Annotated in this window: 27 protein-coding genes and 1 other RNA gene; 9 read left to right on the top strand and 19 right to left on the bottom strand. The window is 50.5% G+C overall.

What is annotated here, in order from left to right; translation table 11 throughout:
- Positions 1–94: 94 nt before the first annotated feature.
- Together KI362_RS04180 and KI362_RS04185 are read left to right on the top strand one after the other, a co-directional pair.
- Positions 95–1,519 (top strand): RsmB/NOP family class I SAM-dependent RNA methyltransferase, encoded by a 1,425-nt coding sequence (locus tag KI362_RS04180; RefSeq protein ID WP_301625078.1) that lies wholly within the window; start codon positions 95–97, stop codon positions 1,517–1,519.
- A gap of 177 nt (positions 1,520–1,696) precedes the next feature.
- Entirely contained in the window at positions 1,697–1,792 is a 96-nt protein-coding gene (locus KI362_RS04185) for a sporulation protein YjcZ (protein ID WP_199558820.1), read from the top strand.
- An 81-nt stretch (positions 1,793–1,873) separates the two neighbouring features.
- On the opposite strand, the gene KI362_RS04190 is transcribed toward KI362_RS04185, so the two are convergent.
- The 6 genes from KI362_RS04190 to KI362_RS04215 all read right to left on the bottom strand — a co-directional run bounded on the left by KI362_RS04190 (position 1,874) and on the right by KI362_RS04215 (position 7,589).
- On the bottom strand, positions 1,874–2,677 hold the full coding sequence (locus KI362_RS04190) for a Cof-type HAD-IIB family hydrolase (protein WP_044479791.1): 804 nt from the start codon (positions 2,675–2,677) through the stop codon (positions 1,874–1,876).
- Between the two features lie 54 nt (positions 2,678–2,731).
- Positions 2,732–3,523: a pseudouridine synthase gene (locus KI362_RS04195; protein ID WP_301625080.1), complete on the bottom strand. Its 792-nt coding sequence runs from the start codon at positions 3,521–3,523 to the stop codon at positions 2,732–2,734.
- Positions 3,524–3,526: 3 nt separating this feature from the next.
- The gene (locus tag KI362_RS04200) at positions 3,527–5,080 is read right to left on the bottom strand and encodes an RsmB/NOP family class I SAM-dependent RNA methyltransferase (RefSeq protein ID WP_301625081.1); all 1,554 of its coding nucleotides are present in this window, start codon (positions 5,078–5,080) and stop codon (positions 3,527–3,529) included.
- A 102-nt stretch (positions 5,081–5,182) separates the two neighbouring features.
- Positions 5,183–5,659, bottom strand: a complete 477-nt coding sequence (locus KI362_RS04205; RefSeq protein WP_301625083.1) for a DUF309 domain-containing protein — start codon at positions 5,657–5,659, stop codon at positions 5,183–5,185.
- Positions 5,649–6,464 (bottom strand): GTP pyrophosphokinase, encoded by an 816-nt coding sequence (locus KI362_RS04210; RefSeq protein WP_044477830.1) that lies wholly within the window; start codon positions 6,462–6,464, stop codon positions 5,649–5,651. Before KI362_RS04210 ends, KI362_RS04205 begins: the two co-directional genes overlap by 11 nt.
- A 30-nt stretch (positions 6,465–6,494) precedes the next feature.
- Positions 6,495–7,589, bottom strand: a complete 1,095-nt coding sequence (locus tag KI362_RS04215; protein WP_044477829.1) for a quinone-dependent dihydroorotate dehydrogenase — start codon at positions 7,587–7,589, stop codon at positions 6,495–6,497.
- A gap of 182 nt (positions 7,590–7,771) precedes the next feature.
- On the opposite strand from KI362_RS04215, the gene KI362_RS04220 reads away from it, so the two are divergent.
- Positions 7,772–7,906 (top strand): hypothetical protein, encoded by a 135-nt coding sequence (locus KI362_RS04220; protein WP_262362610.1) that lies wholly within the window; start codon positions 7,772–7,774, stop codon positions 7,904–7,906.
- Between the two features lie 28 nt (positions 7,907–7,934).
- Here the strand turns inward: KI362_RS04220 and KI362_RS04225 are convergent, their stop codons facing one another.
- The 3 genes from KI362_RS04225 to KI362_RS04235 all read right to left on the bottom strand — a co-directional run bounded on the left by KI362_RS04225 (position 7,935) and on the right by KI362_RS04235 (position 11,176).
- On the bottom strand, positions 7,935–9,377 hold the full coding sequence (locus KI362_RS04225) for a L,D-transpeptidase (protein WP_301625085.1): 1,443 nt from the start codon (positions 9,375–9,377) through the stop codon (positions 7,935–7,937).
- Between the two features lie 137 nt (positions 9,378–9,514).
- Positions 9,515–9,757 carry a ferredoxin gene (locus KI362_RS04230; RefSeq protein ID WP_044477827.1) on the bottom strand — a complete coding sequence of 81 codons (243 nt, stop codon included), beginning with the start codon at positions 9,755–9,757 and terminating at the stop codon, positions 9,515–9,517.
- A gap of 132 nt (positions 9,758–9,889) precedes the next feature.
- Complete coding sequence (locus KI362_RS04235; RefSeq protein ID WP_301625087.1) at positions 9,890–11,176, bottom strand: DNA polymerase IV; 1,287 nt, start codon at positions 11,174–11,176, stop codon at positions 9,890–9,892.
- Positions 11,177–11,363: 187 nt separating this feature from the next.
- Here KI362_RS04235 and cimA point away from each other — a divergent pair, with 187 nt between their 5' ends.
- A complete protein-coding gene (gene cimA, locus KI362_RS04240) occupies positions 11,364–12,983 on the top strand; it encodes a citramalate synthase (protein ID WP_301625089.1) in 1,620 nt (539 codons plus the stop codon).
- A 59-nt stretch (positions 12,984–13,042) separates the two neighbouring features.
- Here cimA and KI362_RS04245 read toward each other — a convergent pair whose 3' ends face one another.
- The 4 genes from KI362_RS04245 to KI362_RS04260 form a co-directional block, all read right to left on the bottom strand.
- Positions 13,043–13,630, bottom strand: coding sequence for a TlpA family protein disulfide reductase (locus tag KI362_RS04245; protein ID WP_044477825.1), 588 nt, complete (start codon positions 13,628–13,630; stop codon positions 13,043–13,045).
- Between the two features lie 87 nt (positions 13,631–13,717).
- A complete protein-coding gene (locus KI362_RS04250) occupies positions 13,718–14,452 on the bottom strand; it encodes an exonuclease domain-containing protein (RefSeq protein ID WP_301625092.1) in 735 nt (244 codons plus the stop codon).
- Positions 14,449–15,546 carry a DUF294 nucleotidyltransferase-like domain-containing protein gene (locus KI362_RS04255; RefSeq protein ID WP_301625093.1) on the bottom strand — a complete coding sequence of 366 codons (1,098 nt, stop codon included), beginning with the start codon at positions 15,544–15,546 and terminating at the stop codon, positions 14,449–14,451. The genes KI362_RS04250 and KI362_RS04255 overlap by 4 nt, the downstream gene beginning before the upstream one ends.
- Positions 15,547–15,566: 20 nt before the next feature.
- Complete coding sequence (locus KI362_RS04260; protein ID WP_301625095.1) at positions 15,567–16,979, bottom strand: ammonium transporter; 1,413 nt, start codon at positions 16,977–16,979, stop codon at positions 15,567–15,569.
- Positions 16,980–17,260: 281 nt separating this feature from the next.
- Between KI362_RS04260 and KI362_RS04265 the strand changes: the two genes are divergently transcribed.
- Together KI362_RS04265 and KI362_RS04270 are read left to right on the top strand one after the other, a co-directional pair.
- Positions 17,261–17,698, top strand: coding sequence for a MerR family transcriptional regulator (locus KI362_RS04265; protein ID WP_044479788.1), 438 nt, complete (start codon positions 17,261–17,263; stop codon positions 17,696–17,698).
- Positions 17,699–17,749: 51 nt separating this feature from the next.
- On the top strand, positions 17,750–18,430 hold the full coding sequence (locus KI362_RS04270; RefSeq protein ID WP_044477821.1) for a zinc metallopeptidase: 681 nt from the start codon (positions 17,750–17,752) through the stop codon (positions 18,428–18,430).
- 701 nt (positions 18,431–19,131) lie between these two features.
- Here the strand turns inward: KI362_RS04270 and KI362_RS04275 are convergent.
- A complete protein-coding gene (locus tag KI362_RS04275) occupies positions 19,132–20,043 on the bottom strand; it encodes a LysR family transcriptional regulator (protein ID WP_044479787.1) in 912 nt (303 codons plus the stop codon).
- 114 nt (positions 20,044–20,157) lie between these two features.
- Positions 20,158–20,772, bottom strand: coding sequence for a rhomboid family intramembrane serine protease (locus KI362_RS04280; RefSeq protein WP_301625098.1), 615 nt, complete (start codon positions 20,770–20,772; stop codon positions 20,158–20,160).
- Between the two features lie 115 nt (positions 20,773–20,887).
- Between KI362_RS04280 and tpx the strand changes: the two genes are divergently transcribed.
- Complete coding sequence (tpx, locus tag KI362_RS04285) at positions 20,888–21,409, top strand: thiol peroxidase (protein WP_044477819.1); 522 nt, start codon at positions 20,888–20,890, stop codon at positions 21,407–21,409.
- A gap of 84 nt (positions 21,410–21,493) precedes the next feature.
- Here the strand turns inward: tpx and KI362_RS04290 are convergent, their stop codons facing one another.
- From KI362_RS04290 to KI362_RS04305, 4 genes are all read right to left on the bottom strand, one after another.
- Positions 21,494–21,883, bottom strand: coding sequence for a DUF1499 domain-containing protein (locus KI362_RS04290; protein ID WP_301625100.1), 390 nt, complete (start codon positions 21,881–21,883; stop codon positions 21,494–21,496).
- A gap of 167 nt (positions 21,884–22,050) precedes the next feature.
- Positions 22,051–22,242, bottom strand: a non-coding RNA gene (gene ssrS, locus KI362_RS04295) — 6S RNA.
- 75 nt (positions 22,243–22,317) lie between these two features.
- The gene (locus KI362_RS04300; protein WP_044477817.1) at positions 22,318–23,157 is read right to left on the bottom strand and encodes a YesL family protein; all 840 of its coding nucleotides are present in this window, start codon (positions 23,155–23,157) and stop codon (positions 22,318–22,320) included.
- 186 nt (positions 23,158–23,343) lie between these two features.
- Positions 23,344–24,942, bottom strand: a complete 1,599-nt coding sequence (locus KI362_RS04305; RefSeq protein ID WP_044477816.1) for a DEAD/DEAH box helicase — start codon at positions 24,940–24,942, stop codon at positions 23,344–23,346.
- Between the two features lie 258 nt (positions 24,943–25,200).
- Here KI362_RS04305 and KI362_RS04310 point away from each other — a divergent pair, with 258 nt between their 5' ends.
- On the top strand, positions 25,201–26,022 hold the full coding sequence (locus tag KI362_RS04310) for a YitT family protein (protein ID WP_044477815.1): 822 nt from the start codon (positions 25,201–25,203) through the stop codon (positions 26,020–26,022).
- Between the two features lie 176 nt (positions 26,023–26,198).
- Positions 26,199–26,399 (top strand): hypothetical protein, encoded by a 201-nt coding sequence (locus KI362_RS04315; RefSeq protein ID WP_187375129.1) that lies wholly within the window; start codon positions 26,199–26,201, stop codon positions 26,397–26,399.
- Positions 26,400–26,402 lie beyond the last annotated feature (3 nt).

The following is a 26,402-nucleotide window of genomic DNA, read 5'->3' on the forward strand; positions in this document are numbered from 1 at the left end:
TGCTAACGCGACAGGATTTCTAGTTAAGCCCCTAATGCAGGATCGACAGTTCAATTGTTGTATAGATAGAACGTTTGTAAAGGAGCAAGATGCGATGACCAAACCTTCCTTGCCGGAAGACTTCCGCAATCAGATGACCCATATGCTGGGAGAGGCCGAAGGAGCTGATTTCCTGCGCAGCTATGATGCGCCGCGCGCCTTCGGTCTCCGCCTCAATCAACTGAAGCTGACCTCCGGATCTGCCGCAGAGCAACTTCTCTCCGCACAGTTCGGACTTCGGCCGGTACCCTGGTGTCCTACCGGGTATTACTATGAAGAGAACTCCCGCCCGGGCAAGCACCCCTATCATGCGGCCGGATTATATTATATTCAGGAGCCCTCGGCCATGTCTGCAGCCGAGCTGCTTATGCCGCAGCCTGGTGAAACCGTGCTGGACCTCGCGGCTGCGCCGGGGGGCAAGACGACTCAAATCGCGGCTTACATGCAGGGAGAGGGAGTGCTGATCAGCAATGAACCCCATCCGCAGCGCGCCAGGGTACTTGCCGAAAATGTGGAACGAATGGGCATCACGAATGCGGTAGTGACTCAGGCTGCTCCCCCTGAACTGGCCTCCCGGTTCCCTGCGGCCTTTGACCGGATCATGCTGGATGCCCCTTGCTCCGGTGAGGGCATGTTCCGCAAGGATCCGGAAGCGACGGCAGAATGGTCGCCAAAGTCCGTCGAGCTGTGTGCGGTAAGGCAATGGGAAATTCTGCAGGATGCGCTTGTCATGCTCAAGCCGGGAGGCAAGCTTGCCTATTCGACCTGCACCTTCAATCGGCAGGAGAATGAGGAAATGATGCAGCGCCTGCTGGCAGCTCATCCCCGTCTGAAGCTGATTGCCGAGAAGCGCATCTGGCCGCATCTCCAGGAGGGCGAAGGGCATTATGCGGCGCTGCTGGAGCTTACCGATGTTGACGACGCGAACGCGGAGGATAACAACGCTGGCGGTGAGGTGAAGCGTCCGCATAAGGGACGCGAAGCCCGCCGGGACGCGCGCGGCAGCGGCGGCAAGGATATCGCGGCCGCCTGGGAGGCATTCCGGCAGTGGGCCGATGAGTCACTGCCGGGCCTGGACAGCGGCCGCCTGCGCGGGGAGCCGGTGCTCTTCGGCGAGGCGCTCTACCTGCTGCCGCGCGGCAAGGAATTGGTCCTGACGGCAGAGAAGCTGTCAGGACTGAAGGTGCCCCGAGCCGGGCTTGAGCTCGGCGAGCTGCGCAAAGGGCGCTTCCAGCCCGCGCATGCGCTTGCGATGGCTGCCCGGGCCGAATCAGCGGCACAGCACTGGATGCTGGACGCTGATTCGGCCGAGACGGCAGCCTTCCTGCACGGCGAGACGCTGACTGTGCCGCCTGAGCTGCGCGGCTGGTGCCTTGTCACCCTGCGCTGCGGCGACGAGAGCTTCCCGCTCGGCTGGGGCAAAGCCAGCGGCGGTCAACTCAAGAATCATTTGCCAAAAGGACTGCGTCGGCCGCAGTAAAACTTGTTGCTGCCCCGATTGTCAAGGCGCGTGCTTCGTACTTGTGCTTCTGCTGTCCGCATACTCCCGATTTGTTGGAAGAGGGCACCTATCCATACCTGCTACGCCCCCTCGGCATATGATACGGTATCCCGCTGTGAACGGGATCTTGATCCATATGATGAGGGAGGAATAACAATGGGTGAAGTATATGGCGGCGGCTTCACGTCGACGGGAGCTATTCTGGTGCTCTTTATCCTGCTCGTTATCATTTCCCGCGCACTGGTTCTCTAAATAGAATCGCGGCGATCAACAAAAAGGGGGCTGTCCCGCAGATCTCGGATCTGACGGGATGCCCCCTTTTGCCGTATTCTCTTAATTCCCCAGGCAATATTTCTCCAGGGCCAGCTTAACGCCCTCTTCATTGTTAGTTGCAGTAACGGCTTGAGCAGCCGCTTTGACCTCAACCGGAGAATTATCCATCGCTATGCCAAGACCGGCATAAGTCAGCATCGACAGGTCATTATAATAGTTGCCGATAGCCATCACCTGCTCTGCTTGAAGTCCGCGTTTCTCGGCAAGCTTCTTCAGGGCCGCACCCTTGGAGGATTCCTTGTGCATAATATCAATGAAAAAATCGCCGCTGCGCAAAATATTAAACTCCGGCGCCCAGACGCTCCAATCCGACTGCACCTGATCCAGTTGCTGCATATCAGCGGTAAGCGTCATCTTGACGATCGGCTCGGAGAACTCCTCCCATGCTGGTAAATCCAGCGGGTCAATCAGGAAGCGGTGATAAAGATCAAGCGCCTCCTGGCTCAGCCCCGGTGCATTCGGCACATAGACCGAGAAGGTCGTGTTCACATCATAGTGAATCCCGTGTTCCCGACAATATTCGATATAGGGATTCAAGCCTTGAGGAGTCATGCCGAACTCATGAACGATCCTCTCGTCCCGGGTACCTACAGTTGCCGCGCCGTTATGCGTAATCACATAACCATTCAGTCCCATTTTCTGCATATAGGGAATGGAGCTGAACGGTGCCCGTCCGGTACACAGGACGAACTCAACACCTTGTCCGGCCAAGGCTTGAATAGTCTCCACCGTTCCTGCACTAATCTCATGATCGTCATTCAGCAATGTTCCGTCCATATCCAATGCAATCAGTTTGAATTTCATCTCCATCCTGACACCTCTCCTTGTCCTTCCGTGTTATGATCTATAGTTTTTTTTCTATGCCTTCCCGGTGCTGAAAAGCCGGCTTTTTGAGCTTGCGCTATAAGAACGAAGGGATTCCAACTCCGGCGCCAGCAGCTCGCGAAAAGCTCCCTTCGGCAATGCTTCATCCAGTTCGAGCGGCCCCATGGAAATCCGCTTCAGATAGGTCACTCGGGAACCGACGGCTTCCAGCATCCGTTTAACCTGATGGTACTTTCCCTCCGAGATCGTCAGCGCGATACGGGTGCTTGGACTTCCGTCCGCAGCGGTCTCCCTGCTAACTACCCGCATTTCAGCAGGGAGCGTCTTATATCCGTCATCCAGCTCCACGCCTGCGGCGAATTGCCGGGCTTCCTTCTCACCGATTTCTCCTGCACAATCAGCGAGATAGGTCTTAGGGACATGCTTTCTAGGAGAGAGGAGCTCATGGGCAAGCTGACCATCATTCGTCAGCAGCAGCAGTCCTTCGGTATCCTTATCCAGTCTTCCTACAGGAAAGGGACTGAACACCCTTAGCTCATCAGGCAGCAGGTCCAGAACTGTGCGCTCGCGCGCATCCTCCGTTGCAGAGATCACGCCCGGCGGCTTGTGCAGCATGATATAAATAAACTCACGATAAACAACGGCCACGCCATCAAATTCAATCCGATCCAGGCCGGGATCACTTTGCAGTCCGCTGTCTTTGATTACTGTTCCATTAACTGTGATTCTGCCTTGCTTGACCCACTTTTTGATCTCTGACCGGGATCCATAGCCAAGATGCACCAGCATCTTGTCAATCCGTTGTGTCTTCTTGCCCTCTGCCATGAATTAAGTCCACCTCCATCCGGCCGGATATTCATTCTTGATCATGCCGTCCTGCCATTTTCCCCAGCCAAGCGGATAGCCGCTCACCGTGATCAGCACATACCCCTTGGGTTGAAGACCGGAAGACCTGACAACTCTTGCTTCAGGTATTTCCAGGGTTTCTCCCTTCAAATAGCGGACGGCTTCTCCTTGCTCTATTGAAAGGTCTGCCCTCCGTTTAGCTTCGTCACTCCGGAGCCCCAACGCCAACGGGTGGCCCGGATGAAAGCGTCCGTGACTGACTGTTCCGACATACCATCCCGGTCTGACAACCTTTAAGCCCTTCAGCTTGTCCTTCGGTAACGGAGATATATAGACATGTCCACCGAAAAGGACTACATGCCCTTGCGGCGCTTCTAATAAATGATTCGCAGCAAAATCCAGCCAGCCCTTCAACAGCTCCTGTTCATGATCGTCCTGGCTGTTTGAATGACGCTGATGACGCGGCTTTTCTTTTCGCTTCCCCTTGCGAGGCGCCTCCTTCAAGAACTCTTCCTCTTGCTTGAAGGAGCTGCCTCGCAAGGGTTCTTCCGCTTCCGATTGCTTGAGGGACATCTCTTCTGCAGTCAGGTGCTGCCCCTGATGCCTGAGCACAGCTAGAAAGTGTCCTTCCCCGTCGATTCGATGCGGCCACAGTCGCCCGCACCCGGCCGTTTGATTCCCAAGCTCCGGATTTGAGGCTGCCAGAGGATGGGTCAACCAATCCGGATGTCCGGGCTGAAAGCCAGGCTTCAGCTTCAGCGGGACCACCTCAAAATCGGGGTTCTCAAGCAAAAACTCAAAGATCCGATCCTCATTTTCCTCGGGCGAGAAGGTGCAGGTGGAGTAGACAATCATTCCGCCGGGAGCCAACAATTGCGCAGCCACGCGCAAAATGTCTTGCTGCATTAAAACACATTTTTGTACGGAATGACGCTCCCACTGGCGAGCCATATCCTCATCCTTACGGAACATCCCTTCCCCCGAGCATGGGGCATCGATAAGTATTTTATTAAAATAATGCGGAAAGCTTCGTGCAATTGCCTCTGGTGTCTCATTCAAGACCACTGCGTTTCGAATTCCGTACAGCTCTATATTTTTAGCCAGTGCCTTCGTTCGGTCCGCGCTGATATCATTCGTTACCAGTACCCCTTCCCCCTGCAGCTTGGCTGCAATCTGGGTCGACTTGCCGCCTGGCGCAGCGCACAAATCCAGTACCCGGTCCCCAGGCTGGATATCCAATACCTCTACCGGCGCCATCGCACTCGGCTCCTGAATATAGTACAGGCCTGCATGATAGTACGGATGCTTGCCCGGTTTCAATCCTTCATCGACATAAAATCCGGATTCACACCAAGGTATACTGCGAAGTTCAAATGGAGACAGCTTACGAAAATCATCCACACTGATCTTTAGTGTGTTTACCCGAATACCGGCAAAGCGCGGTTTATTGTACGAAGACATAAATCGTTGAAATTCTTCTTCTCCCAAAAGGGCGTTCATTCTGTTGACGAATTCTAGCGGCAATTGCAGCGCCATCGCATCGCATCCCATCCATTTCTAATTGTTCTGGGCCTTGTCCGGCCCTCCGATATTATAACATAAAATGCAGCCTGCCCTACGGGCAAGCTGCATCCTTATTCATTCCTTCCGCTGTTTGGCTGCTTCCCTGGCTTCATGCTTGGCTCCCCGCTGCGGGCCTCGCCGCTGGGGGACATTAGGGGCCAACTCTGCGGCTGCAGTCTCTACAGCCTGAATCAGCTCTTGGTCAAGCAGCTCGATGCGCAGATCATAGTACTCGAACGGAGCCGTCTCGAATTCGTCGAGCTTCCGGGCATATTCGAGGACCGATCGGCGAAGCTTGCCCAGATCAATCCCCAGACACGTTGCCGGATAAGGGCCTAACTTCTCCGCAGCCGAGTGAAGCATTTTTCTCCCGCCGATGATGTTGCCGTTCCGAAAATGATAGAGCCCTACCGCAACCTGAAGCAGTCCTTTATATAAAGGATCTTTGTCCCGCTCCAGCCATAGCTCCTCCAGAACCTCATGGCATTCGAAGTAGTCCTGATCCCGATTGAAATAGATTAGATACGCCACATAGAGCGGCTCATAGCTCATCCCCGGGCTCCTCCACTTTTTTCTTCGATTTGATCAGCGCTTTGACCTCGGCAAGCTGCTCCTTCATTCCCTCCATATCATGATTCTCCCACAGAATGTTGAACTTCTCCTGCGCTTCAATAGCTTCCGTGACAAGGTGGAAAAAGTACAGCTGATGGATGCTCATAAGCAGCTTGGATACAATGTTGGAGTCATCCTCGAAGCTCTTCTGGGCAATCAATATCTCCTGCCGGATACTGGACATCTCATTGTCGAGTACGAAAGCCGCTTCCGCTGCCTTCTTCAGCCGCTTTCTCATATCATCCGGGAGGCTCTCTTTATATTTGTAATTCAGAGAATGCTCGATGGTTGCCCAAAAGTTCATAGCCAGTGTACGGATCTGAATCTCGGCCAGAACGTGTTTTTGACCAAGCGATGTCTGAACGGGGTATTCGATAATCATATGGAAGCTCCGATAGCCGCTGTCCTTGTAATTCGTAATATAATCCTTTTCATAGACGACCCTGAGGTCCTTCCGCGTCCGAATATACTCCGCCACCCTGCGGATATCCTCTACAAACTGGCACATGATGCGGATGCCCGCAATATCCTCGATTCCCGTCTCCAATTCACTCATCGGCACTTGAAGCCTCTTCGACTTATCCAGGATACTGGATATCTTCTTGACTCTGCCGGTAACGAATTCAATCGGCGAATATTCCTCCAGCTTTTTGAGCTCGGAGCGCATCGTTTTGAACTTCACTTTTAATTCTTCTACTGCTTGTTCATATGGAAGCAAAAAGGTTCCCCAATCTCTACTGTCCATTTCTGTTGTGCCTCCTGTCTTATCTCAACGTCAGCGATGATCGGCTCCGACGGCCTCGGAAATATGCCTGTAACCGTCTTTACGAAGCAATTCCCCTAACTGACGATGCAACTTGCGGTTAATTTCCGGCCCTTCATAGATCAAAGCCGTATAAATTTCGACCAGGCTTGCGCCGGCCTTAATCTTCTCATAAGCATCCTCTGCCGTGAAAATCCCGCCCGAGCCGATAATCGGCAGCTTTCCGTCCGTCTGCATATATATTTGGGAGATGATCTCCGTCGACTTCTTCTGGAGCGGCTTTCCGCTAAGTCCGCCCGTCTCGCCGGCATGAGCATGACTAAGCCCATCCCTTGCAAGCGTAGTATTAGTGGCAATTACGCCGGACACTCCGCTTCTGGCAATCGTATTGACCATATATTCCAGCTCCTGCGGGCTGACATCCGGAGCAATCTTGACCAGCACGGCCTTCTCTGCCCCGAAGTGTTCGGCCTGACTCTTCATCTCGGCCATAACCGCTTCAAGCAGAAGAGCCAGCTCGTTCCCATGCTGCAGATTGCGAAGATCAGGTGTATTTGGAGAGCTGATATTAACGACAAAGAAATCAGCATAAGGGTAAAGTGCCGCGATGCACTTCTTATAATCCAAATGCGCTTCTTCATTGGGTGTGGCTTTATTCTTACCGATATTGACTCCGATCGGAACAGGCCTGAATTTCAGAGCAGCAAGCCGCTTGGCCATCTCTTCGGCTCCCAGATTATTGAATCCCATCCGATTGATCAGCGCCTCATCCGAAGGAAGCCTGAACAGTCGGGGCTTAGGATTTCCAGGCTGTGCAAGCGGCGTGACGGTGCCGACCTCCATGAAGCCAAATCCGATCGATGAGAAGCCCTTCACGGCTTCTGCATTTTTATCCAGACCGGCAGCCAGACCGATCGGAGAAGGAAAGTCCACTCCGAACAAGCGGCTTGACATTCGGGAATCTCCAGAAATGCCGTACATTTTACGAAGAAGAGGAATCATTCCGGGAATTTGAGCTGATCTATGTAATCCGCCGATCACCAAATGATGGGCTTGCTCCGGATCCAGTTTAAAAAATATAGGTTTCCCCAAACGGCGATACAGCACTCTACACACACTCCGATCTAGTTCGAACTATACTCCATATTCAGTTTAGCGGTTTCCGCTGGAAAAGAAAAGTTCACATCCGTACGACTGTTCTTTTTCTGTATATGGAAATTTGCTGTGAAAGCCGTTACAATAAGGCTAGGCACGATCAAGTAACCGTATTCAATGAGGGGGGAATCGCTATGTCAACCAAACGCAAGGCACCGGCTATCCAGCACAAGAACCAGGAACAAGTCAACAAGAAGGCGCTTATCTGGACAGGTTCCGTCACTGCCGCTCTGATCGTCGTCGTCTCACTGATTATTATCTTCCTTTAAGGGTCATCATTTACTGACTTTTTGAACTCTAATTCAACCAACGATACGTCCGATGGGGATTGGTCTGATTCTGGCGGTGCTTAAGCTCAAAGCGCTGTTCATGCTGCGGCTCCAGCTTTGGAAGAATCCCCTTCTTAATCGTTACCTTGGTTCCCTTCGGAATCATATCGAATAATTCCTCCACATCCTCTTTATCCATGCGAATACAGCCCAAGGACTCATCCTTGCCGATACTGTCCGGATCATCCGTACCATGGATCGCATAATTAGTATCCGAGAGCTGCATTCCTCTGCTCCCAAACTCCCCATTATCCCTGCCGTTTGGATTCACCACTTTATCTGATATTTGAAAAGAGCCTTCGGGCGTTCTCTCTCCACCCAATCCCACCTTGTAAGTCCGCAAAATCGTCTTCCCGCTTACCACGGCAAGCTGATGGCTCGCCGGATCCACAAGCACCTCTATCGGTTCCGTGAAGAAAGGCTCCCCTGCCAATAGAGCCGCCCCTTGCCCTGAACCATTACCTGCCTCCGGGCTTGCTGCGTCTCCATCCGCTTCTCCAGAGCTTCCGGATAGCCCCTTCAGCTCTGCGAGCAGCGGAACAAAGGCCTGTTCCATGATTGCATTGCTGCCGGCAAGCCAATTACCGGGGAACTCCCCTGTCAGATCACTCAGCTGTTCCGGCCATTCTCCCCGGCTCTGCTTGAAATGCCGCATCGCGGACATCAGCACGGCCAGCGATTCTTGACGCTCAATCCAATCCGGAGCATCGGTCTGCAGTTGTCCAGGCTCTGGAGGATCACAATCACAAGCCTCCGGATCAAATGACTGTACGGTGATCTTCCCTTGACCAGGATTCTTGTCGATTGTGTAGACAACAGGCATGCTTCTCGACCAGAGCGCCCATATGCCTGCAGTATCCATCCCCAGCACCGCCTGCTGTCCGGAAATAGTTGAGCTTGTCCCCTCCTGACTTCCTTCCAATAAGCTTGCCAGGCCCGCTTGCCTTGATGAAGGGTCGTTGAAATAGCGCTGCGCTGTAAAACCGGGCACAGAGCTGACCGCTTGCTCCTCGGGCTCGGTAGCTGCATTTGCTTCATCCTCTTCCTGTACTGGTAAGGGGGCTGTATTCACCAGGTCCGCAGACGTTGGCGTTGTTCTGCCCGGCGCTTGCACCTGAGGCAGCGTGGCAAGCAGGAGGATCATCAGTGCAAGAAACGCCCTTCTCCATCGCCGCTTGTTTTTCTCCTTGCGCTTCGATTCCTGGAGCAAATTTTCCTGGTACTCTTGCCACAGATCAGCGGGCACCTTGCTCGCCTCGAACGCCTCGTATACGCTCCCTGCCTGAATGTAACAGTAGTGAGCCTTCCCCTCCTGTCCGGATGCTTCATATTCTTTACCCAGTAAATACCAGGCCATTTTATTGTCGGGATGATTGCGTACATATTTTTTAAGATAAGAGGAGTTATTCATCTTGGCCTCCGCGCTTCACCGAATTGTAAACCCACTATATAAGTATATCGGCAGCAAAAAGTCTGTTGATGAACAAAAATCCCCCGCAGATTCATGCAGGGGATTTTGCTGGTATGATTTAAGAATGGCTCGAGCAATCAGCCTTCTTTGTTAAACGGGCTATCCGCAATTTTGATAGAGTCGGTAGGACAGCCGTCGCAAGCATCCTGAAGATCTTCGAACATATCCTCCGGAATTGCCGTTACGCCGCGGTTGCCGTCATTCTCGAAAATAACTTCTGCCAATCCCTCATCATCGTAATCGTAAATGTCCGGCGCCGTTGCGCCGCATGCGCCGCATGCAATGCAAGTATCCTTCTCTACCCAAGTATATTTAGCCATTTAATCTGCCTCCTGAATAAACGGAACAAGTCCGGTGCTTAGTTTGTGACCAAGTTCAATATAATATAAAAAACGTTTGATTTCAATGCAATTTCCACATCATTCCTATTCCCAAAAAGCAAGATTCCTTGATTATTCCCCCGGTTCCTTCAGAAAATCCCTCTGTAACGAAGTACCCCGAATCTTATGATTCCGAATCAGGGCGGAGGGATCTTCGGTCAGCATACCTGCGGTTAATACGGCACTTTCGCCAAATTTATCCCGCAGCAAATCCATCGTCTTGGTTAGCGCTTCTTTCTTGGGCTGCTCGCTATAATCAAATAAATCCAGTTGAAGGGCAGAATCTTCTTTATCAACAAGATTTTGCAAAGTGATGCCCAGAAGCCGTACCGGCCGCTCGCTTTTCCAATGCTTATGATACAAGTCGCATGCCTCTCGGTATACTTCGTCCATTCGGTCAGTCACCGTCTCCAGGCTCTTGGAACGCGTAATGGTCCGCATATCCGGAGTTCTTATTGTAATCTGAACCGTCTGCGCCATCATCCGTTGTCTGCGCAGCCTGCGCGTTACCTGATCGGCAAGATTCAGAAACACCCGATGGATATCTTGACTATCAGTCAAATCCTTCGGAAGGGTGGTGGTATGACCGACTGACTTATTCTTCTCCCGGTCATCTCTGACCGGAGAATCATCAAGCCCGTTGGCAGCCTGCTTCATCCAGCTTCCGGCAATGCCAAACCGCTGAACTAACATGTTCTCATCCGCTACCGCCAGTTGACCGATCGTATGGATCTGGAGCTTTTTCAGCTTCTCGGCTGTCTTCCTTCCGATACCGAACATTTCCTGGCAAGGTCTGCCCCAAAGGATTTCCGGCACGTCCCTGATCCGCAATACGGTAAGCCCATTCGGCTTCTTCATATCAGAGGCCATCTTGGCAAGAAGCTTATTCGGCGCAATTCCAATCGAGCAGGGAAGGCCCAGCTCTTCCCTGATTCGTGTCTGGATTTCGCGCGCGATATCCAGAGGCGTTCCGAATTGTCTGGAGCCGGTAATATCCAGATAGCATTCATCAATAGAAACCGCCTGCAGCAATGGCGAATAGCTGTATGCAATATCCATGAAGGCTCGGGAATACTTCCGATATAAATGAAAGTCAGGCTGGATCACAACCAGCTCCGGGCATTTCTTCAGTCCCTGGCTTACGGTCATTCCTGTAGACACACCCAGCCTGCGGGCGGCATAGGAGCAAGTGACAATTACGCCCTTTCGCAGCTCCACGCTTCCCGCTACCGCCGTTGGAATCCCTTTATATTTTTCCGGTTCATCCGCCTCATGCACCGAGCAGTAAAATGCGTTCATATCAATATGAAGCACAACTCTTCCCCGAGACGGATAATATTCATCAACTGTACCTTCCACAGGTTCCGAGACCGCCCTTCGTATTGTTTTCTTAACATCAGCATACCTCCGGGCAGGAAATGCGGTCAATAACCCCTATGTAAAATCCCAAAAAGCGTGTTACATTTAAAAAATTAAATGCTATAATATGAAATTATACAAATCGGGCCTTATACTAACAGACATCCAAAGGGGGATCTATTCCAACATGACAAAGGCATTATCCATCTTCGATACCACCTTGAGAGACGGCACCCAGGGTGAGGGCATCAGCCTTTCCGCCGACGATAAGCTCAAAATCGCCAAGAAGCTGGATGATTTAGGTGTTCATTACATTGAAGGCGGAATTCCCGGAAGCAACAATAAGGACATTGAGTTCTTCAAGCGCGTCCGGGAGTATAAGCTGAATGCCAAAATCACAGCCTTTGGCAGTACCCGCAGGAAGGACAGCTTGGCGGAGCGTGACCCTAACCTGGCCAGAATTATCGATTCCGGCGTCTCGGTCGCTACCCTTGTCGGCAAATCATGGGACTTCCATGTGCATACCGCGCTTCAGACTTCGCTGGAAGAGAATCTGGCGATGATTTATGACTCCATTGCCTTTTTGAAACGCAAAGGACTGGAAGTGATCTTCGATGCGGAGCATTTCTTCGACGGCTACAAGAAGAATCCGGAGTATGCTCTTTCGGTCATGCGTAAAGCCGAGGAAGCCGGCGCCGATTGGCTGGTGATGTGCGATACCAACGGCGGAACGATGCCACATGAGGTGCATGATATCGTAACTATTCTGAAGGGGCAGGCAACAAGTGCCCGTGTCGGAATTCATACTCACAATGACTGTGAGCTGGCAGTTGCCAACGCGATCAGTGCGGTGCGTGCCGGTGCCGAGCAGATTCAAGGTACGATGAACGGCTATGGCGAACGCTGCGGCAACGCCAACCTTTGCTCGGTCATCCCGAATCTTCAACTCAAGCTTGGATACCAGGTGCTTGAGGAAGAGCAGCTGCAGCAGCTCACGAACACTGCGCGCTATATCAGCGAGATCGCCAATGTGTATATGCCGGTCAATCAGCCTTATGTCGGCTCCGCAGCCTTTGCTCATAAAGGAGGAATCCACGTCTCGGCGATTTTGCGGGATTCAAGAACCTACGAGCATATTGCCCCGGAATTGGTCGGTAACCGCCAGCGTGTGCTGGTATCCGAACTGGCCGGCCAGAGTAATATTCTGTCCAAAGCCCAGCAGATGGGAATTCAGATCGATCCGGAACGGGAGAGCACGAGAGAGGTCATCGACAGAATCAAGGAGCTGGAGCATGAGGGCTATCAGTTCGAAGGTGCGGATGCTTCGCTGGAGCTTTTGCTCAGAGAAGCGAACGGTGATCTAAAGGAACTGTTCGTGTTTGAATCTTTTAAAATGCTGGTTGAGAAAACAGCAGGAGGGCCTGTCACCTCCGAAGCGTTCGTCAAGCTAAAAATTGATGGGGCAAGCATCTTCACCGCCGCTGAAGGCAACGGTCCGGTAAATGCCTTGGATAACGCGCTCCGCAAGGCGCTCATTACGTATTACCCGGGTCTTCAGGATATTCATCTTTCCGATTACAAGGTGCGGGTTCTGGATGATAAGGATGCGACAGCCTCCAAGGTTCGGGTTCTGATCGAATCCGGCAGCTTCGGTAATTCCTGGAGCACGGTCGGGGTCTCCGGCAATGTCATTGAGGCCAGCTGGGAAGCGCTTGTGGACAGCTTGCGTTATGCACTGATCGGTCAGGCCAAGCGTGAGGATTATGTTGCCATCTCGTCCGATTCCCGAGGATTAGTCAATCATTAACAGTCGAATAAAAAGGTGCGCAGCATAAGTTCATTCCCGCTGCGCACCCTTTTTTTTCATTACATCCATTTCTTAATTTTCGCTTCCAGCTCGTCCGGAGCTAACGTTCCTACAATCACATCCCGGATAATTCCGTCCTTGTCGATTAGCACATTGGTCGGAAATGCTACCCCGCCGAACTTTCTATAGATTTCCTCATCCTCATCAAGCAGCACCGGAAAGGTATAGTTGTACTCCTTCACAAATTGCTCCACCTGCTCAAGCTTATCGTACAATGTGACATTCACTGCATATAAGTCCAGGCTGTCCCGATAGCGTGATGCCAGGTCCACCAGATCAGGCGCCTCTTCCTTGCATGGATCGCACCAGGAAGCCCAAAAGTTAAGCAGCAGCACCTTATCTCTCGCTCCCCCCACCTCGTATCGGCTTCCATCCAGACCGGGCAAGCTGAAGGAAGGAGCCGGCGTACCCGGCTTTAGCGCATACTGCGCAGCCATCGATGTTAGGGAGGGCTCTTCCTTGGCTGCTTTCCCCGTAATTTTGCTCACCCAAGCAGCAACCGGAATTCTTCCAGCCTGGGCATGATCGACTACGATGCCTGCCAGTAGGATGAATGCAATCAACCATATCCAAGTATTTCTTTTCATCATCAGCTTCCTTATCCTTTATTAAGCATAAGCGATATCAGCTTCTGACTCTATTGTACCCTGTTTCTTAAAATTTTTACAATTCAACTATTGCGTTTTACTGAGAAATACGTAGAGATCGCCCAGTGTAACGATCCCTCGCTCCCTCAATTTTTCAATCATCGAGATCCATAAGCCTGAAGTCATTCTGGAATCCTCAAGAGCATGATGCCTGCGGAGCAAAGGCACCTCGTACACGCGAAGCCAATCATCCAGCGAAGACAGCTTGCGCTCCGGCTCCAGCTTCTGGGCAATCATCATCGTATCCAGCACCCTGTGGCCCAGGTGCGCCTTCGTTGTCTTCCAGAGCGCAACATCAAGAAATGCTTTGTCATGAGCACTTCCATGTGCAATAAGCACCCTGTCATCGACAAATGACATGAAGTCCCGAAGCGTCTGCAACAAGCTCGGCGCCTCCAGTACCATCTCCTGTGTAATGCCCGTCAACTCCACGATACGATCCGGAATAGAGCATGCCGGCTTGCAGAGCGAGTAGAACTCCTCGCCGCTCGGTTGATTACCGTCGACTTTAACAGCCCCAAAAGAGATGATTTCATCCCCATAATGATAATGAAAGCCCGTTGTTTCCAGATCGAACACTGCGGTTTTCAGCTGATGAAGCGGAATATGCAGTGTCTCAGGTCTTCGTTGCCCCTTCGTCAGCGATCTTACGAAGGCAATTTGCTGGGCGCTGGGCGCTCCCAGCATTGACCCAAGGCGCGGCGCTCCTCCCCCTCTTAATGCCTCCCAAAATCCTCCGTTTCCCTTCATAGGCTCCTTCATAGCCATTTCCTCTCTCTATACCTTTGCTGTCTTTGTAAAGACCGGTACATCAGCCTTACCGTGCCGAGCGCCTCTCTCAGCTCCCGGCGGATTTCCTTTTGCTTAAGCAAGCTCTGCGGCAAATAGCCTGAACCGCTCTGTTCTCTCTCTCCGGCCTTGACAGCTGTTACCGAGCGGAGCCTGAGCGCTGTATCGAAGGCGGTTTGGCAGGATTCCACCCATCTAAAGGGAACTGCATCCAGTTGATTCAATTGAGACAGTCTGTCTATGGTTGAGGATGCATGGATACCATATTCCACCGCTAAATAGCGAACCGCGTTTACAATAGGAAGATATAATCCATACTTCACATCAAACTCGCCCGCATGCTCTCCGGCCTGCTCTGTAATCACCTGCCCGAGCACATTCAATGCTGCTTTGTGGCGGAGCGTATTCCGAAGCACGGCTGCAGGGAACGATTCCTGCCGAGTGGATTCCTGCTCAAACAGGACATACATCTCGTTTCTGACCCCTGCCGTCAAATCGGGATTCCCCGAAATATGCCGCAGATCTGCCGCAATCATCAAATAGCGAACCTGCTCCCAACCCGGTTCGTCTCTCCAGGAAGCAAGCTGACGGGACCACTCAAGAGTTGTCTTTCTCCACAGCGGATTCGTAACCATCACATTTCCGGGGCAAGGGGGATATCCCGCTATTTCCAGAATTGCTGACAGCCGTTTGCCAAACAACTCGAAGTAGTGATGTACTTCCTCATTTTCCAGATCATGATCAGCTAATATGAGTCCGTTATCCTGGTCGCTCCCCAGCGTCTGTTCTCTTCTGCCGGCACTGCCAAATACAACAAACGCATAATCAGCAGGAGGAGAGCCGAAGCCCTCCTCAACCAACTGCTGCTCGCACAATACTGCCGCTTGCTTCATAACAGCATCGTGCATTTCGCCGACCTTTTGATTCCATTTCTCTATATGGAGTGATGCAAACTGGTCCAGGAGAACGTCCTGCATTTGCATCCGAACCGATCGCAACATCTCCGGGGATGCAGCCGACATGATCCTTTGAAGACTGGAATGGCTCGCGGCCGTATCATAGCTCATAAGCCGGCTCCCTTTCTATCTTAAGATACGTGGTTGGCGGATGGCTTAACCGAAGAAGTCTCTTGCTGAAGCAGACTCATTTGCTCCGGATAGCCGTAAGTGCCATGCTCGCTGATATCCAGCCCCATCATTTCCTCTTCTTCTGTCACTCGCAAGCCCATCAGTACCTTCATGCCCCCAAGAATAATGAATGAGACGGCCAATACGAAGGCAAATGTACCGATAACCCCCAGCAATTGCACACCAAGCTGTCCGAAGCCTCCGCCATAGAGTAAACCAGCTGTACCTACTCCTGTTGTCTCTGCAAGCTCAGGTGTTGCAAACAACCCGGTTGAAACGGCACCCCATATACCGGCAATACCGTGAACAGAGAAGGCATAGATAGGATCATCAATTCCAGCACGCTCGAACCATCTTGCTGTAAAGAAGGTAAGAACGCCCGCTACTGCACCAATGACGATTGAAGCCCATGCATCGACGAAAGCACAAGCACCTGTAATTGCTACGAGTGCTGCCAGAACACCGTTCAGCATGCTTGGTATATCCGATTTGCCCATAACCGCCCAAGAGATTAGAAGTGCGGCCACCGCCCCTGCTGCTGCAGCGAGATTCGTCGTTGCCAGGACATAACCGAAGAATCCGTCGCCAAGCGGTGTCAATGCACTGCCTGGGTTAAACCCAAACCATCCGATCCAGAGAATAATGACACCGAGCACCGTCAACACCTGATTATGCCCAGGAATGCTGTTCGGCTTGCCATCCTTATTGTACTTGCCAAGACGCGGCTTCAACAGGATCGTTGCAACCAAGGCAGCGGTTGCACCGGTTAAATGAACTACAGTGGAACCGGCATAATCCTGCATCCCCAACGCGCCAAGCCAGCCTCCGCCCCATACCCAGTGCGCTACGATCGGGTAAATCAACCCTACGAACAAGACACCGAATACAATGTAAACGCTAAGTTTGGCTCGTTCAGCCATCCCCCCGCAAGCGATCGCAAGCGATACTGCAGCGAATGCCATTTGAAACAGAAACATCAGATTCAAAGGAACTCCGATTTCAGAAAATACACTGAAGGATCCAATGGCACTATCACCGCCAAAAAGGAAGCCTGTTGTCCCAAGAAAACTGTTGCCGTCTCCAAAGGCAAACGCGAAGCCCAATGCCCACCATACAATGACAGTGATTCCGAGGGTTAATACGGTCTTGCCTGCTACGTGTCCGGCGTTCTTCATTCTTACTGTTCCGGCTTCCAGAAGCGCAAAGCCCGCTTGCATAAAGAACACCAGCATGGCAGCTACAAAGACAAACAAGGAATTCAATCCAAGCTCCAGCACGGCCGTTGTAACCTCTCCCTCTGCAGCAAATGCAGATACCGGAAAAGCAAATGCTCCGATTGCCGCTAACATCCCATACAACCACTTCTTCTTCATAAGACCCTCTCCCCAATGTTAAGTTTCCTAACACAAATTAAAATGTTAAGGTGATTATATGGCTGAAGGCACTAAAAACACAATAGATTTTTCAGAAAAAAGCAAGAAAGTGCAAATTATATAGCACGCAGTATAAATAACTTTACATAGTATGTTAGATATATTGTTTTTCATTCTAAAGCCGCTTATTTTTAGAAAGTATGACGTTTGACTGTACGGTTATAGTTTTGTATCATTATCCAATAGTAAGCAATCCATATGTACGGGAAAGGAGTGGTCTAATTGGAGTAGCGAAACTCTATCGAATCGGTGAACTTGCGAAGGCGGCAGAGGTGAGCGAGCGCACCATAGACTACTACACCAAGCTGGGGCTGATCCGTCCGGAGACAAGAACACAGACCAACTACCGGCTTTACAGTTCTGAAACCTTGCTTCGCCTGACACGTATTAATGAAATGAAGCGGGAAAAGTACTCGCTTGAAGAAATCCGGGAAAAGCTAAAGCAGTGGGAAAAGTTAACCGGCGAGGAAGTAACCGAGAAGCTTAGTGCGCTAGAAATCCATATGCAGCAGCTGGAACGCGAGGTGAAGGAGCTTCAACCAATCATTTCCAAATTATCGCCAAATCAAGCCAAACGGGCTTTTGCCGAGCTGATGCCGCAGAGTCTGGCTTGTATTGAGGCTTTGCGTATTATTCTAAATCAGGGTCCCTTTAGCTGAGAGATATTTGCAGTAGATGAAAATAACGATTATTTGACGGAGGAATGCAAAATGTACTCAGATGTTATGCTTATTCCAATACTGCTGGCATTCGGACTTTCGCTCTGGGCACAATTCCGGGTGTCCGGCACATTTAAAAAATGGGCCAAGGTTCCAAATATGTACGGCCTTACCGGTCAACAGGCGGCTCGACGCATGCTTGACTCCAACGGTCTTTACGATGTACCGATTGAACCGGTAAGAGGCACACTGACCGACCATTACGATCCGATCAAACGAGTTGTACGTCTGTCGGAACCGGTCTACTACGAGAATTCGATCTCGGCTGTATCTGTGGCTTGTCACGAGGTTGGTCATGCCATTCAGCATAAAGAATCTTATCCGATGCTTGTTCTCAGACACCGCATGTTCCCGATTGTTAACTTCGCCTCAGGCGTAGCTCCCTTTCTTTTGCTCGCCGGCTTCTTGTTCGGCGCATTCAATCTGATCGGGCTCGGGATCATCTTCTTCTCGGCTGCCGTATTGTTCCAGCTGGTTACGCTGCCGGTAGAATTTAATGCAAGCAGCCGCGCTCGAAAAATTATGCTCCAGCAGGGCTTTATTAGCCAGACAGAAGAACGCGGCGTTGCCAAGGTACTGAACTCAGCTGCATTGACTTATGTCGCAGCCGCATTGGTGTCCTTGTTGGAACTGCTTCGCTACGTTCTCATCTTTACGAACAATCGAGATTAAGGTATGCAAGCAGGATGTAGTGCAAGATGGCTCTAGCGAGGGGCAACGTGTGAAGTGTACCTACGATCGCTGTTGTTCGCGGATTTCCTCTATTGGACTAAGTTCTGACAAAGGCGAACGCTCCGCTTCTCCAGTACACTTCACACTTTTACCCTAACTATTTCGCCTTGCAGTTCAACTTCAACGCAGCTTGCACATGGCCGTGTCAAAAAAAAAAAAAAACCGCATTGCAAGCTTGTCACATACGGCAATGAGGCAATGCAAGGTCTTATATCTCCCAATGTTAGCTTACGCAATTGGTTTTCCACATGACGACTACCCCTCCCGACTGGGATTCCAGTCTTGCTCCGAACTTCCCTCGCCCCTCTCGAACAATTCGGCCACGCTCCAGTGAAATTACTTACCTTAAAAGCTTCATTCGACGCACGAACCCACTTTTAGTGAAAAAACTTACCTTAGATCTCCAGTAACTTGTTAAATCCGCGTTTTAGCCAACTTTAAGCGCAAAAATTTCACTATATCCTCCTCTTGATCAGTTTTCCTGAATTTAACGTATCTTTTTTCATTACATCTTAGTCCAATCATAGAAATCCGCGAGCAACAGCGATCGTAAGCCCCTTCACACGTTGCCCCCCTGCATGCTGAACCTCATTAGCCTGCATTTATTTTGCTGCGTACTTACAGCAAAAAAAAGCCGCCGGTCATTGACTCGGCGGAGTATCGATTTGAAGTCCAAAATATTCGAGCAAAAAGGCTCGGAAGGATTGCGCGACAAGCGGAAGCTTTTCGTCTGCCCGGTGGATAAGTCCGATGGTTCGTGTCACCTTCGGTTCTGAGATTCTCACACGGCTGGGCTGCAGCGAGAAGCTCTGAAAAAGCGCCATCTCCGGCAGCAAGCTGACTCCCATACCCGCGGCTACCAAGCCGCGAATCGTATCCGTCTCCTCTCCTTCAAAGGCTATCTTGGGCGTGAAGCCCGCCTCCTGGCAAGCCTGCCATACAATCGGCCTGAGCGAGTAGCCTTTACTGAACAGAATAAATTTCTCATCCTTTAATTGACTCAGCTTGATACTCTGCTCCTCTGCCAAAGAATGATTATTCGGCAGAATGGCTACCAGATCCTCTGTCAGCACCACATTGCCGACCACCTGGTCATGATTCTCCGGAAACGGCGATATGAACGCCAAATCTACCTCTCCGGACACCACATCCCGAATCAAGGTCGGATAGGTCCCCTGACGGAATCGAAACTTCACATTGGGATACAGCTTCCTGAACTCGGCTACGACACTTGGAATCATGTGAATGCCCAAGCTATTGGGAAAGCCAAGCCTGATCTCTCCCTGCTCCGGGTCCAAAAATTCATGCACCTCGTTAACGGCTCGCTCCAAATCCTTCAGAATGGCTTCAACCCTGCTGCAAAATAACTGTCCAACAGCAGTCAGGTATAAATTACGTCCCTTTTGCATGAACAAATCCACACCAAGCTCCTGCTCCAGCTGATGAATCTGGCGGCTCACAGCAGATTGTGCCACATGAAGCTCTTCTGCCGCTTGAGTAACATGTTCCTTCCTGGCAACCTTCAGAAAATACTGCAATTGTCTTAATTCCACGAGTCCGATCGCTCCATTCGCATCTGTTCGTAACATCAGAATTAGCTCATGAAATGGCAGAGTAAGGGCTTACAAATCATATTAATTCTAATTTACCATGGCTTTGCCGGTCATTCAACGCCGTTTTAACAGTCTTATAATAAGTCCGTACAGGAAGAAGCCGGCAACCAGACCGCCAAAATGCGCCATCCAGTTAATTTGTGCTACCATGACACTGAAGACAATACCGATCATTAAGATGCTGTAAAGGGTCTTCCTGGAGCTCTCATCCATCATATTCCGTTGGAACAGGGCAATATACAAAAAGGCGCCGTAAACCCCGTAGATGGCGCCAGATGCGCCTACAGACAGATGGGGCTCCAAAGTTTGCCGATAGACTTCAAGACTAATCACATTAGCAATAACACCGCTGCCTAAATATAACAACGCATATCTCCAGTGTCCGAGAAGCCTCTCCAGCGGCGGAGCAAACACCAGAATCGCAAAGCTGTTGGAGATCAGGTGAGTGAAGCCCAGATGCAGAAACATGGAAGAGAAGAGTCTCCAGTATTCGCTGGCGAAGGGCTCTACATTGGTTAAAGCCCCGAATCTCAGCTGTACATAGGAGTCCGTAGATCCGCCGCTGAATACGGTGATGAAGAACATCACGATATTGGCCGCAAGGATCAGGCAGGTTACCGGGTAATAACGCAAATAGCTCTTCCAGTTCTCATAGCGAATAAAAATCATACAATCCTTCCTTTACTGTGTAAACTCCTCAATTCCCCTCAAATTGGACAATCCCAATTTAAAACGATTATAATGAAGGCTGAATCCATTATCTCATGTTTAGGAGGAGAATCAAATGACTCAAGAACGCGGTAGCGTGGCAACATTTAAAGGCAATCCGATTACCCTTGTTGGTCCTGAATTAAAGGTTGGCGATCAGGCGCCAGACTTCAGACTGAATAAGAATCTCCTTGAGGAAGTGACCCTCCAGGATTTTGCCGGCAAAATCAAGCTGATCAGCGTCGTTCCTTCATTGGATACCGGCGTATGTGATGCTCAGACTCGCCGCTTCAATCAGGAAGCTGCAGCACTCGGCGAAGATGTGGTCATTCTCACTGTCAGTGCAGACCTTCCCTTTGCGCAAGCCCGCTGGTGCGGAGCGGCCGGCGTAGACCGGGTCATTACTTTATCCGACTACAAAGATAATTCCTTCGGTAAATCGTACGGCGTTCTGATCAAGGAATTTGCACTGGATCATCGTGCAGTCTTCGTCCTGGACCGCGACAATACGATCCGCTACGTGCAAGTCCTGAGTGAAATGGGCGAGCATCCGGATTATGAGCAGCCAATCGCTGCTGTTAAAGAATTGCTCTCGTAAGAAACCTGTACATGAAAAAGCGAGCAAGGAGTCATCTCCTTCTCGCTTTTTTGGTATATCTCAGACTAATATTCGATTTTCTGATTAAGAAACCTTATAGGAAGACAGCTTCTTATCCAGCATGGCAAACAAATGCAGGATATTGCGGTAATTGGCCCCCAAATCCCCGAAAGAACCGCGGGTTGCCGAGTAGATATCAACACCGCAACGCATAGGCCCGGTCGCAACGATGGAAATGGTGATATCCATGATCCGGCCGAATTTTGTCCGTTTCTCCAGTGTAATCTCCCCGACTGACGGCACCTCATGCAGCACCTTGTATCCCGGAATCTTCTTCAGGGTCGCAGACACTTCATCAAACAACTTGTCTTTGGACATCTGATAATATCTGGTCTTCAATTCAGGTGATTTAGCCCGGTCACTCGTTCCATCCTGGCTACGGAAAATCCCTGCTAATGTTCTCTTTAATGACAACCTGCTCTTCCTCCTTTATGTATAGCGCCTCAAAACTGCACGTACATCCTGTTTATAGTGTAACATTGTTGGGACGCAAACAAAAGCCAAGTCATGAGGCGAAAAAACAAAAAAAGCGCGACAGATGCCGTTGTTCCCGACAACTACAGCGCTTTCTTCAATAAAGATTGAGACCCGCCTATGCCGTCCGGTTTCACTGTCTCGAACCTGCACCCGCAGGTGGGTGACCGCAACTTCACTTTTGAAGTCCCCTCATCAACATGGATAGGGCATTTCAGCCATGCAGCAATGTTGGTCTCCCGAGACAACCGTCATTGGTTCAAAACAACTTGGAACCGAAACGCACATCGCAGGACGTAAATCCATTATAGAACCTTCATTCCTAAAAGTAAACTTAGCGAACAAGGAAAATGTAACCATTTTCAAAACAATGCTTAATTCCGATCCTTACGCTCGTCACCTTCGGTTAATTCCTTGACCTCGCCATGTTCATCAGCTGCTTCCGAAGCTGCTTCCGCGTTCTCGTCCTCAGGCTCCTCGGCTTCTTGCCCTTCTTCTTCCGCGGCTCTCATCTTCTCGGCCTTCTCTTGAATCTTGGCATACCCGTTATAAAAATTAAAAAAAGCTACAAGCGCGCTCAGCGAGGCAAAGCCGAACATGATCAACCAAGTGAATCTAAGCGTGATCAGTCCTAGAAAGACTACGCAGAGGGCCGTCGACAATAGACGAAACGGCTTGATAATGCTGAGCAGCACCGCATTCTTGATAATTTCCTTCGTAGACATATAGAGATGTGTCATGATCGAGAAGAAGTTGAACAGCGACAGTAAAAGAAGAACCAGAAGCACCAGCATAATAATACCTATGACCTGGAGATTCTGCATTTCATTCATGTAGAAGAAATACGCAAAGTACATAATCACAATCAGAGCAGTGTAGAAAATACCCCCAAGCATGCTTTGCTTGTAATTCTCTTTGTAGCCTCTAAAGAATAGCTTGATTATACCAAGGTCCGTCTCTCCCATCACCCATTTACGGACGACAGTGAACAAAGCGGCCGTTGCGGGAAAAATAGTGAAAGGCGCAAGAATTCCCATGGCATATAAGGTTGCAGTTTCTCCTTCCAGCTCCGGAATTTGCAGAACCTGCATTCTGACTACAAGAAAGAAAAAGAATGGCAGCGAGCATAGCATCCATAACAGGTTGCTGCCCGAAATTCTCATAATCCATTCTGTGACTTTATAAAACCCGCCCATCATACCTCTTGGTTCCAAGTATAAATCTCCTTCCGCAAGTTAAAAGTTTGTCCAAATCCTACTCTAACTATATCACGATTATATAAGTGCAATCCAGCGCACAATGTGGCATCTGCGGTAAGGTATTTCAACAAGTCTTCCTTAACGCAGCAAAGGCTGCTTCCGGACATGAAGCTCATGCCGGAAACAGCCTTTTCATCTGCTTTATTCGTGGGAATGATCGTCGCGTTTTGCCGGGCGGCGATCTCCTCCGTTATAGTTCGAAGTACGCGGCTTCCGATCCGATGAACGGTAGGAATCACGGCCTCCATCCCGGTTGTAACCTTCTCTGTTGTTGCTGTAACCGCCTTTATTGCCGTATCCGCCACGGTTGCCGCCTTCACGGTTGTCCCGGCGATATCCGCCGCCACCGCTATTGCGGTTGCCATAGCCAGAGGGCTTGCGTCCGCTCGAGCGAATATCCGGATTCCGGCGCTTCACACGAATCGGCTCTTCTGGCGTCAATTCAATATTGGTCTTCTCATTCTTCTCACCGGTAATCAGCTTGAAGGCTGCTGCAAGCAGGTTGACCGAATCGTACTGCTCCAGAAGCTGGATCGCAATCCCTTTATACTCGTTAAGCTCCCCGCCTTCTACAAGCTCGATCAGGCGCTCTGCCGTAATGCGCTGCTTGCCTTCAATCGCTTCAGCGATGCTTGGCAAAGGCTTGCGGGCAATTTTATGTCTGGTAATACGTTCAATAAAATGCAGATGATCAATTTCACGAGGCGTAACGAACGACCAGGCCACACCCTCTTTACCGGCACGTCCTGTACGGCCGATCCGGTGAACATAGCTCTCCGGATCCTGCGGCAGGTCGAAGTTCACGACGTGAGTTACGCCGGAGACATCGAGACCGCGCGCAGCGACATCTGTTGCGACGAGAACATCAATGCTGCCGTCACGGAATTTGCGCATAACATTGTCACGCTGGTTCTGTGACAAGTCGCCATGAAGACCGTCCGCGGAATAGCCGCGCTTTTGCAGCGCTTCAGACAGCTCATCCACCCGGCGCTTTGTCCGGCCAAATACGATCGCAAGCTCCGGCGATTCCATATCAAGCAGACGGGACAGGGCGTCAAATTTCTGGCGTTCTTGTACTTCAATGTAAGCCTGATCGATCAACGGCGCGCTAACTTGCTTAGGAATAACAGACACATGCTCGGGATTCTTCAGGAACTGCTGGGCAAGACGCTGGATATTCGAAGGCATTGTAGCAGAAAATAGCATCGTCTGACGCTCTTCCGGCACCAGCTTCAGGATGGATTGAATATCCTCCATGAAGCCCATATCGAGCATTTCATCCGCTTCATCAAGAACCACGGTCTGAACATCATCAAGCTTGATCGTCTTCCGGTTAATGTGGTCCAGCAAACGGCCCGGAGTACCGATAATAATCTGAGGCTTCTTCTTCAAGGCGCGGATCTGACGAACGATATCTTGACCGCCGTAGATCGGAAGGGAGCGGGTTCCTTTAAACCGGGCCAGCTTACCGATTTCTTCGGCAACCTGGATAGCAAGCTCGCGGGTCGGAGTCATAATCAGAGCAACGATGCGATCTTCATCCTTAGGGATTTTGTTGATCAGCGGCAGGCCGAATGCCGCGGTCTTTCCTGTACCTGTCTGAGCTTGTCCGATCAGGTCGCGGCCTGTCAGTGCGATCGGAATGGACTTCGATTGAATCGGGGTTGCTTCTTCAAAGCCAAGTTCGGTAATGGCTTGCAGCACTTTAGGCTCTAGGCCGAATTCTGTAAATGTGTTCAATAGGTTCATACTCCTTCTATATAGTGGACATTTCCACCATCTTGACTGTATTCTTAAGTAGCATTCAAACGTTAATTAGGCTGTCCAACCGCATCCTAAATGTTACATATGGATTGGCGTGCGATAAATACTTCTGAAGGTAAATCCGTTTAGGAAATAGATCCCTACTCAAGAATATCTAAAACATTATAGCACAAAACAATTCCAGAATACTAGCAAGCAGGTTGGGATACTCTTATTTAAATGAGGTGACCATTTGTGTTAAAGGAAATCAGGAACTGCGTAATCGTCATGATCGGAGCTGCTTGCATCGCCTCCGGATTCAACTTGTTCCTTGTTCCGAATCATCTGCTCAGCGGCGGCGTTTCCGGTCTGGCCATGCTGACTGGCTACTTTACTCCCTTCAATATTAATGCCATGTATCTTGCCTATAATGTGCCGCTCCTGATCGCAGGCTGGTTCATGCTCGGCAAGCGGTTCATCGGGCTCAGCATCCTGTCCGTTGTCTCTGTGACCCTGCTGATGGCCGTTATTCCCGAAAGAATGGTCACCTCCGACACCTTGCTATCCGCCGCCTTTGGCGGCGTGCTTGTCGGCTTCGGCAGCGGTATTTCCTTTCGCGTAGGCGGCTCCTCCGGGGGCTTTGATATTATTGGCTCCATCGTCACGCGCTTCCGGGACTACCCGATCGGCCAGATTATGGTTGCCATGAATGGCTTGGTCATTCTGGCCATGGGCTATCTGGATGGGGACTGGAACCTTGCGCTCGCCTCCATGATCTCGATCTACATCACGGGCAAGGTGCTCGACTACGTCTACATCAATCATGTGAAGGTAACTCTCTACATCATTACCGATCACACAGAGGCTATGCTCGAGCAACTGCTTAAGCTGCCAAGAGGCGTAACTCTAATGAAGACGCAAGGGGCTTTTTCTCACAAAGAGAAGGATATGCTTATGACAGTTACTACCCGATATGAGCTGATTGAACTCAAGGAAATCATCAAGGCCGCCGATCCCTCCGCATTCGTCAATATCGTTCAGACGGTCGGCGTAATGGGCTCCTTCCGTAGACAGTAGCGTTGCTTTTGGGTGAGGATGGATGATTCTTTTTAGCTCCAGATGTGGTATACTGACAGTAATCGGTTCCTTCGTCAATTTCATATTTTCGATCCGATTGCCTTTTTTCACAGGCTCAATGCTTTTTCTGTTTTAGGAATGATTCCGGTAACGAATGATTCTTGGAGGAAAGGGTGATGGATGTGGAAATGGAAACGGTAAAGCTGGAACGTATCGTCATGAAGTGGTTTCCGGATATGCTGGCATGCCTTAACGAACGGGAGCTCAACTCCATGATCATCCTGCGGGATGGTTTGACCATTTTGGAACCGGAAGATGCGATGGAGATTATCCAGTTCAGCATTTGCGAGCATCAGAACTCAGCTCTGCTTCATTAACCT

Source organism: Paenibacillus apis (assembly GCF_018333295.1).
Taxonomy (GTDB): domain Bacteria; phylum Bacillota; class Bacilli; order Paenibacillales; family Paenibacillaceae; genus Fontibacillus; species Fontibacillus antibioticophila.

Excerpts from the sequence above, each read along its gene's own strand:
- KI362_RS04230 (WP_044477827.1), bottom strand. The coding sequence starts at position 9,757 with ATGGCTAAATATACTTGGGTAGAGAAGGATACTTGCATTGCATGCGGC.
- KI362_RS04225 (WP_301625085.1), bottom strand. The coding sequence starts at position 9,377 with ATGAATAACTCCTCTTATCTTAAAAAATATGTACGCAATCATCCCGAC.
- cimA (WP_301625089.1), top strand. The coding sequence starts at position 11,364 with ATGACAAAGGCATTATCCATCTTCGATACCACCTTGAGAGACGGCACC.
- KI362_RS04280 (WP_301625098.1), bottom strand. The coding sequence starts at position 20,772 with ATGATTTTTATTCGCTATGAGAACTGGAAGAGCTATTTGCGTTATTAC.
- KI362_RS04195 (WP_301625080.1), bottom strand. The coding sequence starts at position 3,523 with ATGGCAGAGGGCAAGAAGACACAACGGATTGACAAGATGCTGGTGCAT.
- KI362_RS04220 (WP_262362610.1), top strand. The coding sequence starts at position 7,772 with ATGTCAACCAAACGCAAGGCACCGGCTATCCAGCACAAGAACCAGGAA.
- KI362_RS04315 (WP_187375129.1), top strand. The coding sequence starts at position 26,199 with ATGGATGTGGAAATGGAAACGGTAAAGCTGGAACGTATCGTCATGAAG.
- KI362_RS04200 (WP_301625081.1), bottom strand. The coding sequence starts at position 5,080 with ATGGCGCTGCAATTGCCGCTAGAATTCGTCAACAGAATGAACGCCCTT.
- KI362_RS04210 (WP_044477830.1), bottom strand. The coding sequence starts at position 6,464 with ATGGACAGTAGAGATTGGGGAACCTTTTTGCTTCCATATGAACAAGCA.
- KI362_RS04205 (WP_301625083.1), bottom strand. The coding sequence starts at position 5,659 with ATGAGCTATGAGCCGCTCTATGTGGCGTATCTAATCTATTTCAATCGG.
- KI362_RS04185 (WP_199558820.1), top strand. The coding sequence starts at position 1,697 with ATGGGTGAAGTATATGGCGGCGGCTTCACGTCGACGGGAGCTATTCTG.
- KI362_RS04190 (WP_044479791.1), bottom strand. The coding sequence starts at position 2,677 with ATGAAATTCAAACTGATTGCATTGGATATGGACGGAACATTGCTGAAT.
- tpx (WP_044477819.1), top strand. The coding sequence starts at position 20,888 with ATGACTCAAGAACGCGGTAGCGTGGCAACATTTAAAGGCAATCCGATT.
- KI362_RS04255 (WP_301625093.1), bottom strand. The coding sequence starts at position 15,546 with ATGAGCTATGATACGGCCGCGAGCCATTCCAGTCTTCAAAGGATCATG.
- KI362_RS04245 (WP_044477825.1), bottom strand. The coding sequence starts at position 13,630 with ATGAAAAGAAATACTTGGATATGGTTGATTGCATTCATCCTACTGGCA.
- KI362_RS04250 (WP_301625092.1), bottom strand. The coding sequence starts at position 14,452 with ATGAAGGAGCCTATGAAGGGAAACGGAGGATTTTGGGAGGCATTAAGA.
- KI362_RS04260 (WP_301625095.1), bottom strand. The coding sequence starts at position 16,979 with ATGAAGAAGAAGTGGTTGTATGGGATGTTAGCGGCAATCGGAGCATTT.
- KI362_RS04270 (WP_044477821.1), top strand. The coding sequence starts at position 17,750 with ATGTACTCAGATGTTATGCTTATTCCAATACTGCTGGCATTCGGACTT.
- KI362_RS04180 (WP_301625078.1), top strand. The coding sequence starts at position 95 with ATGACCAAACCTTCCTTGCCGGAAGACTTCCGCAATCAGATGACCCAT.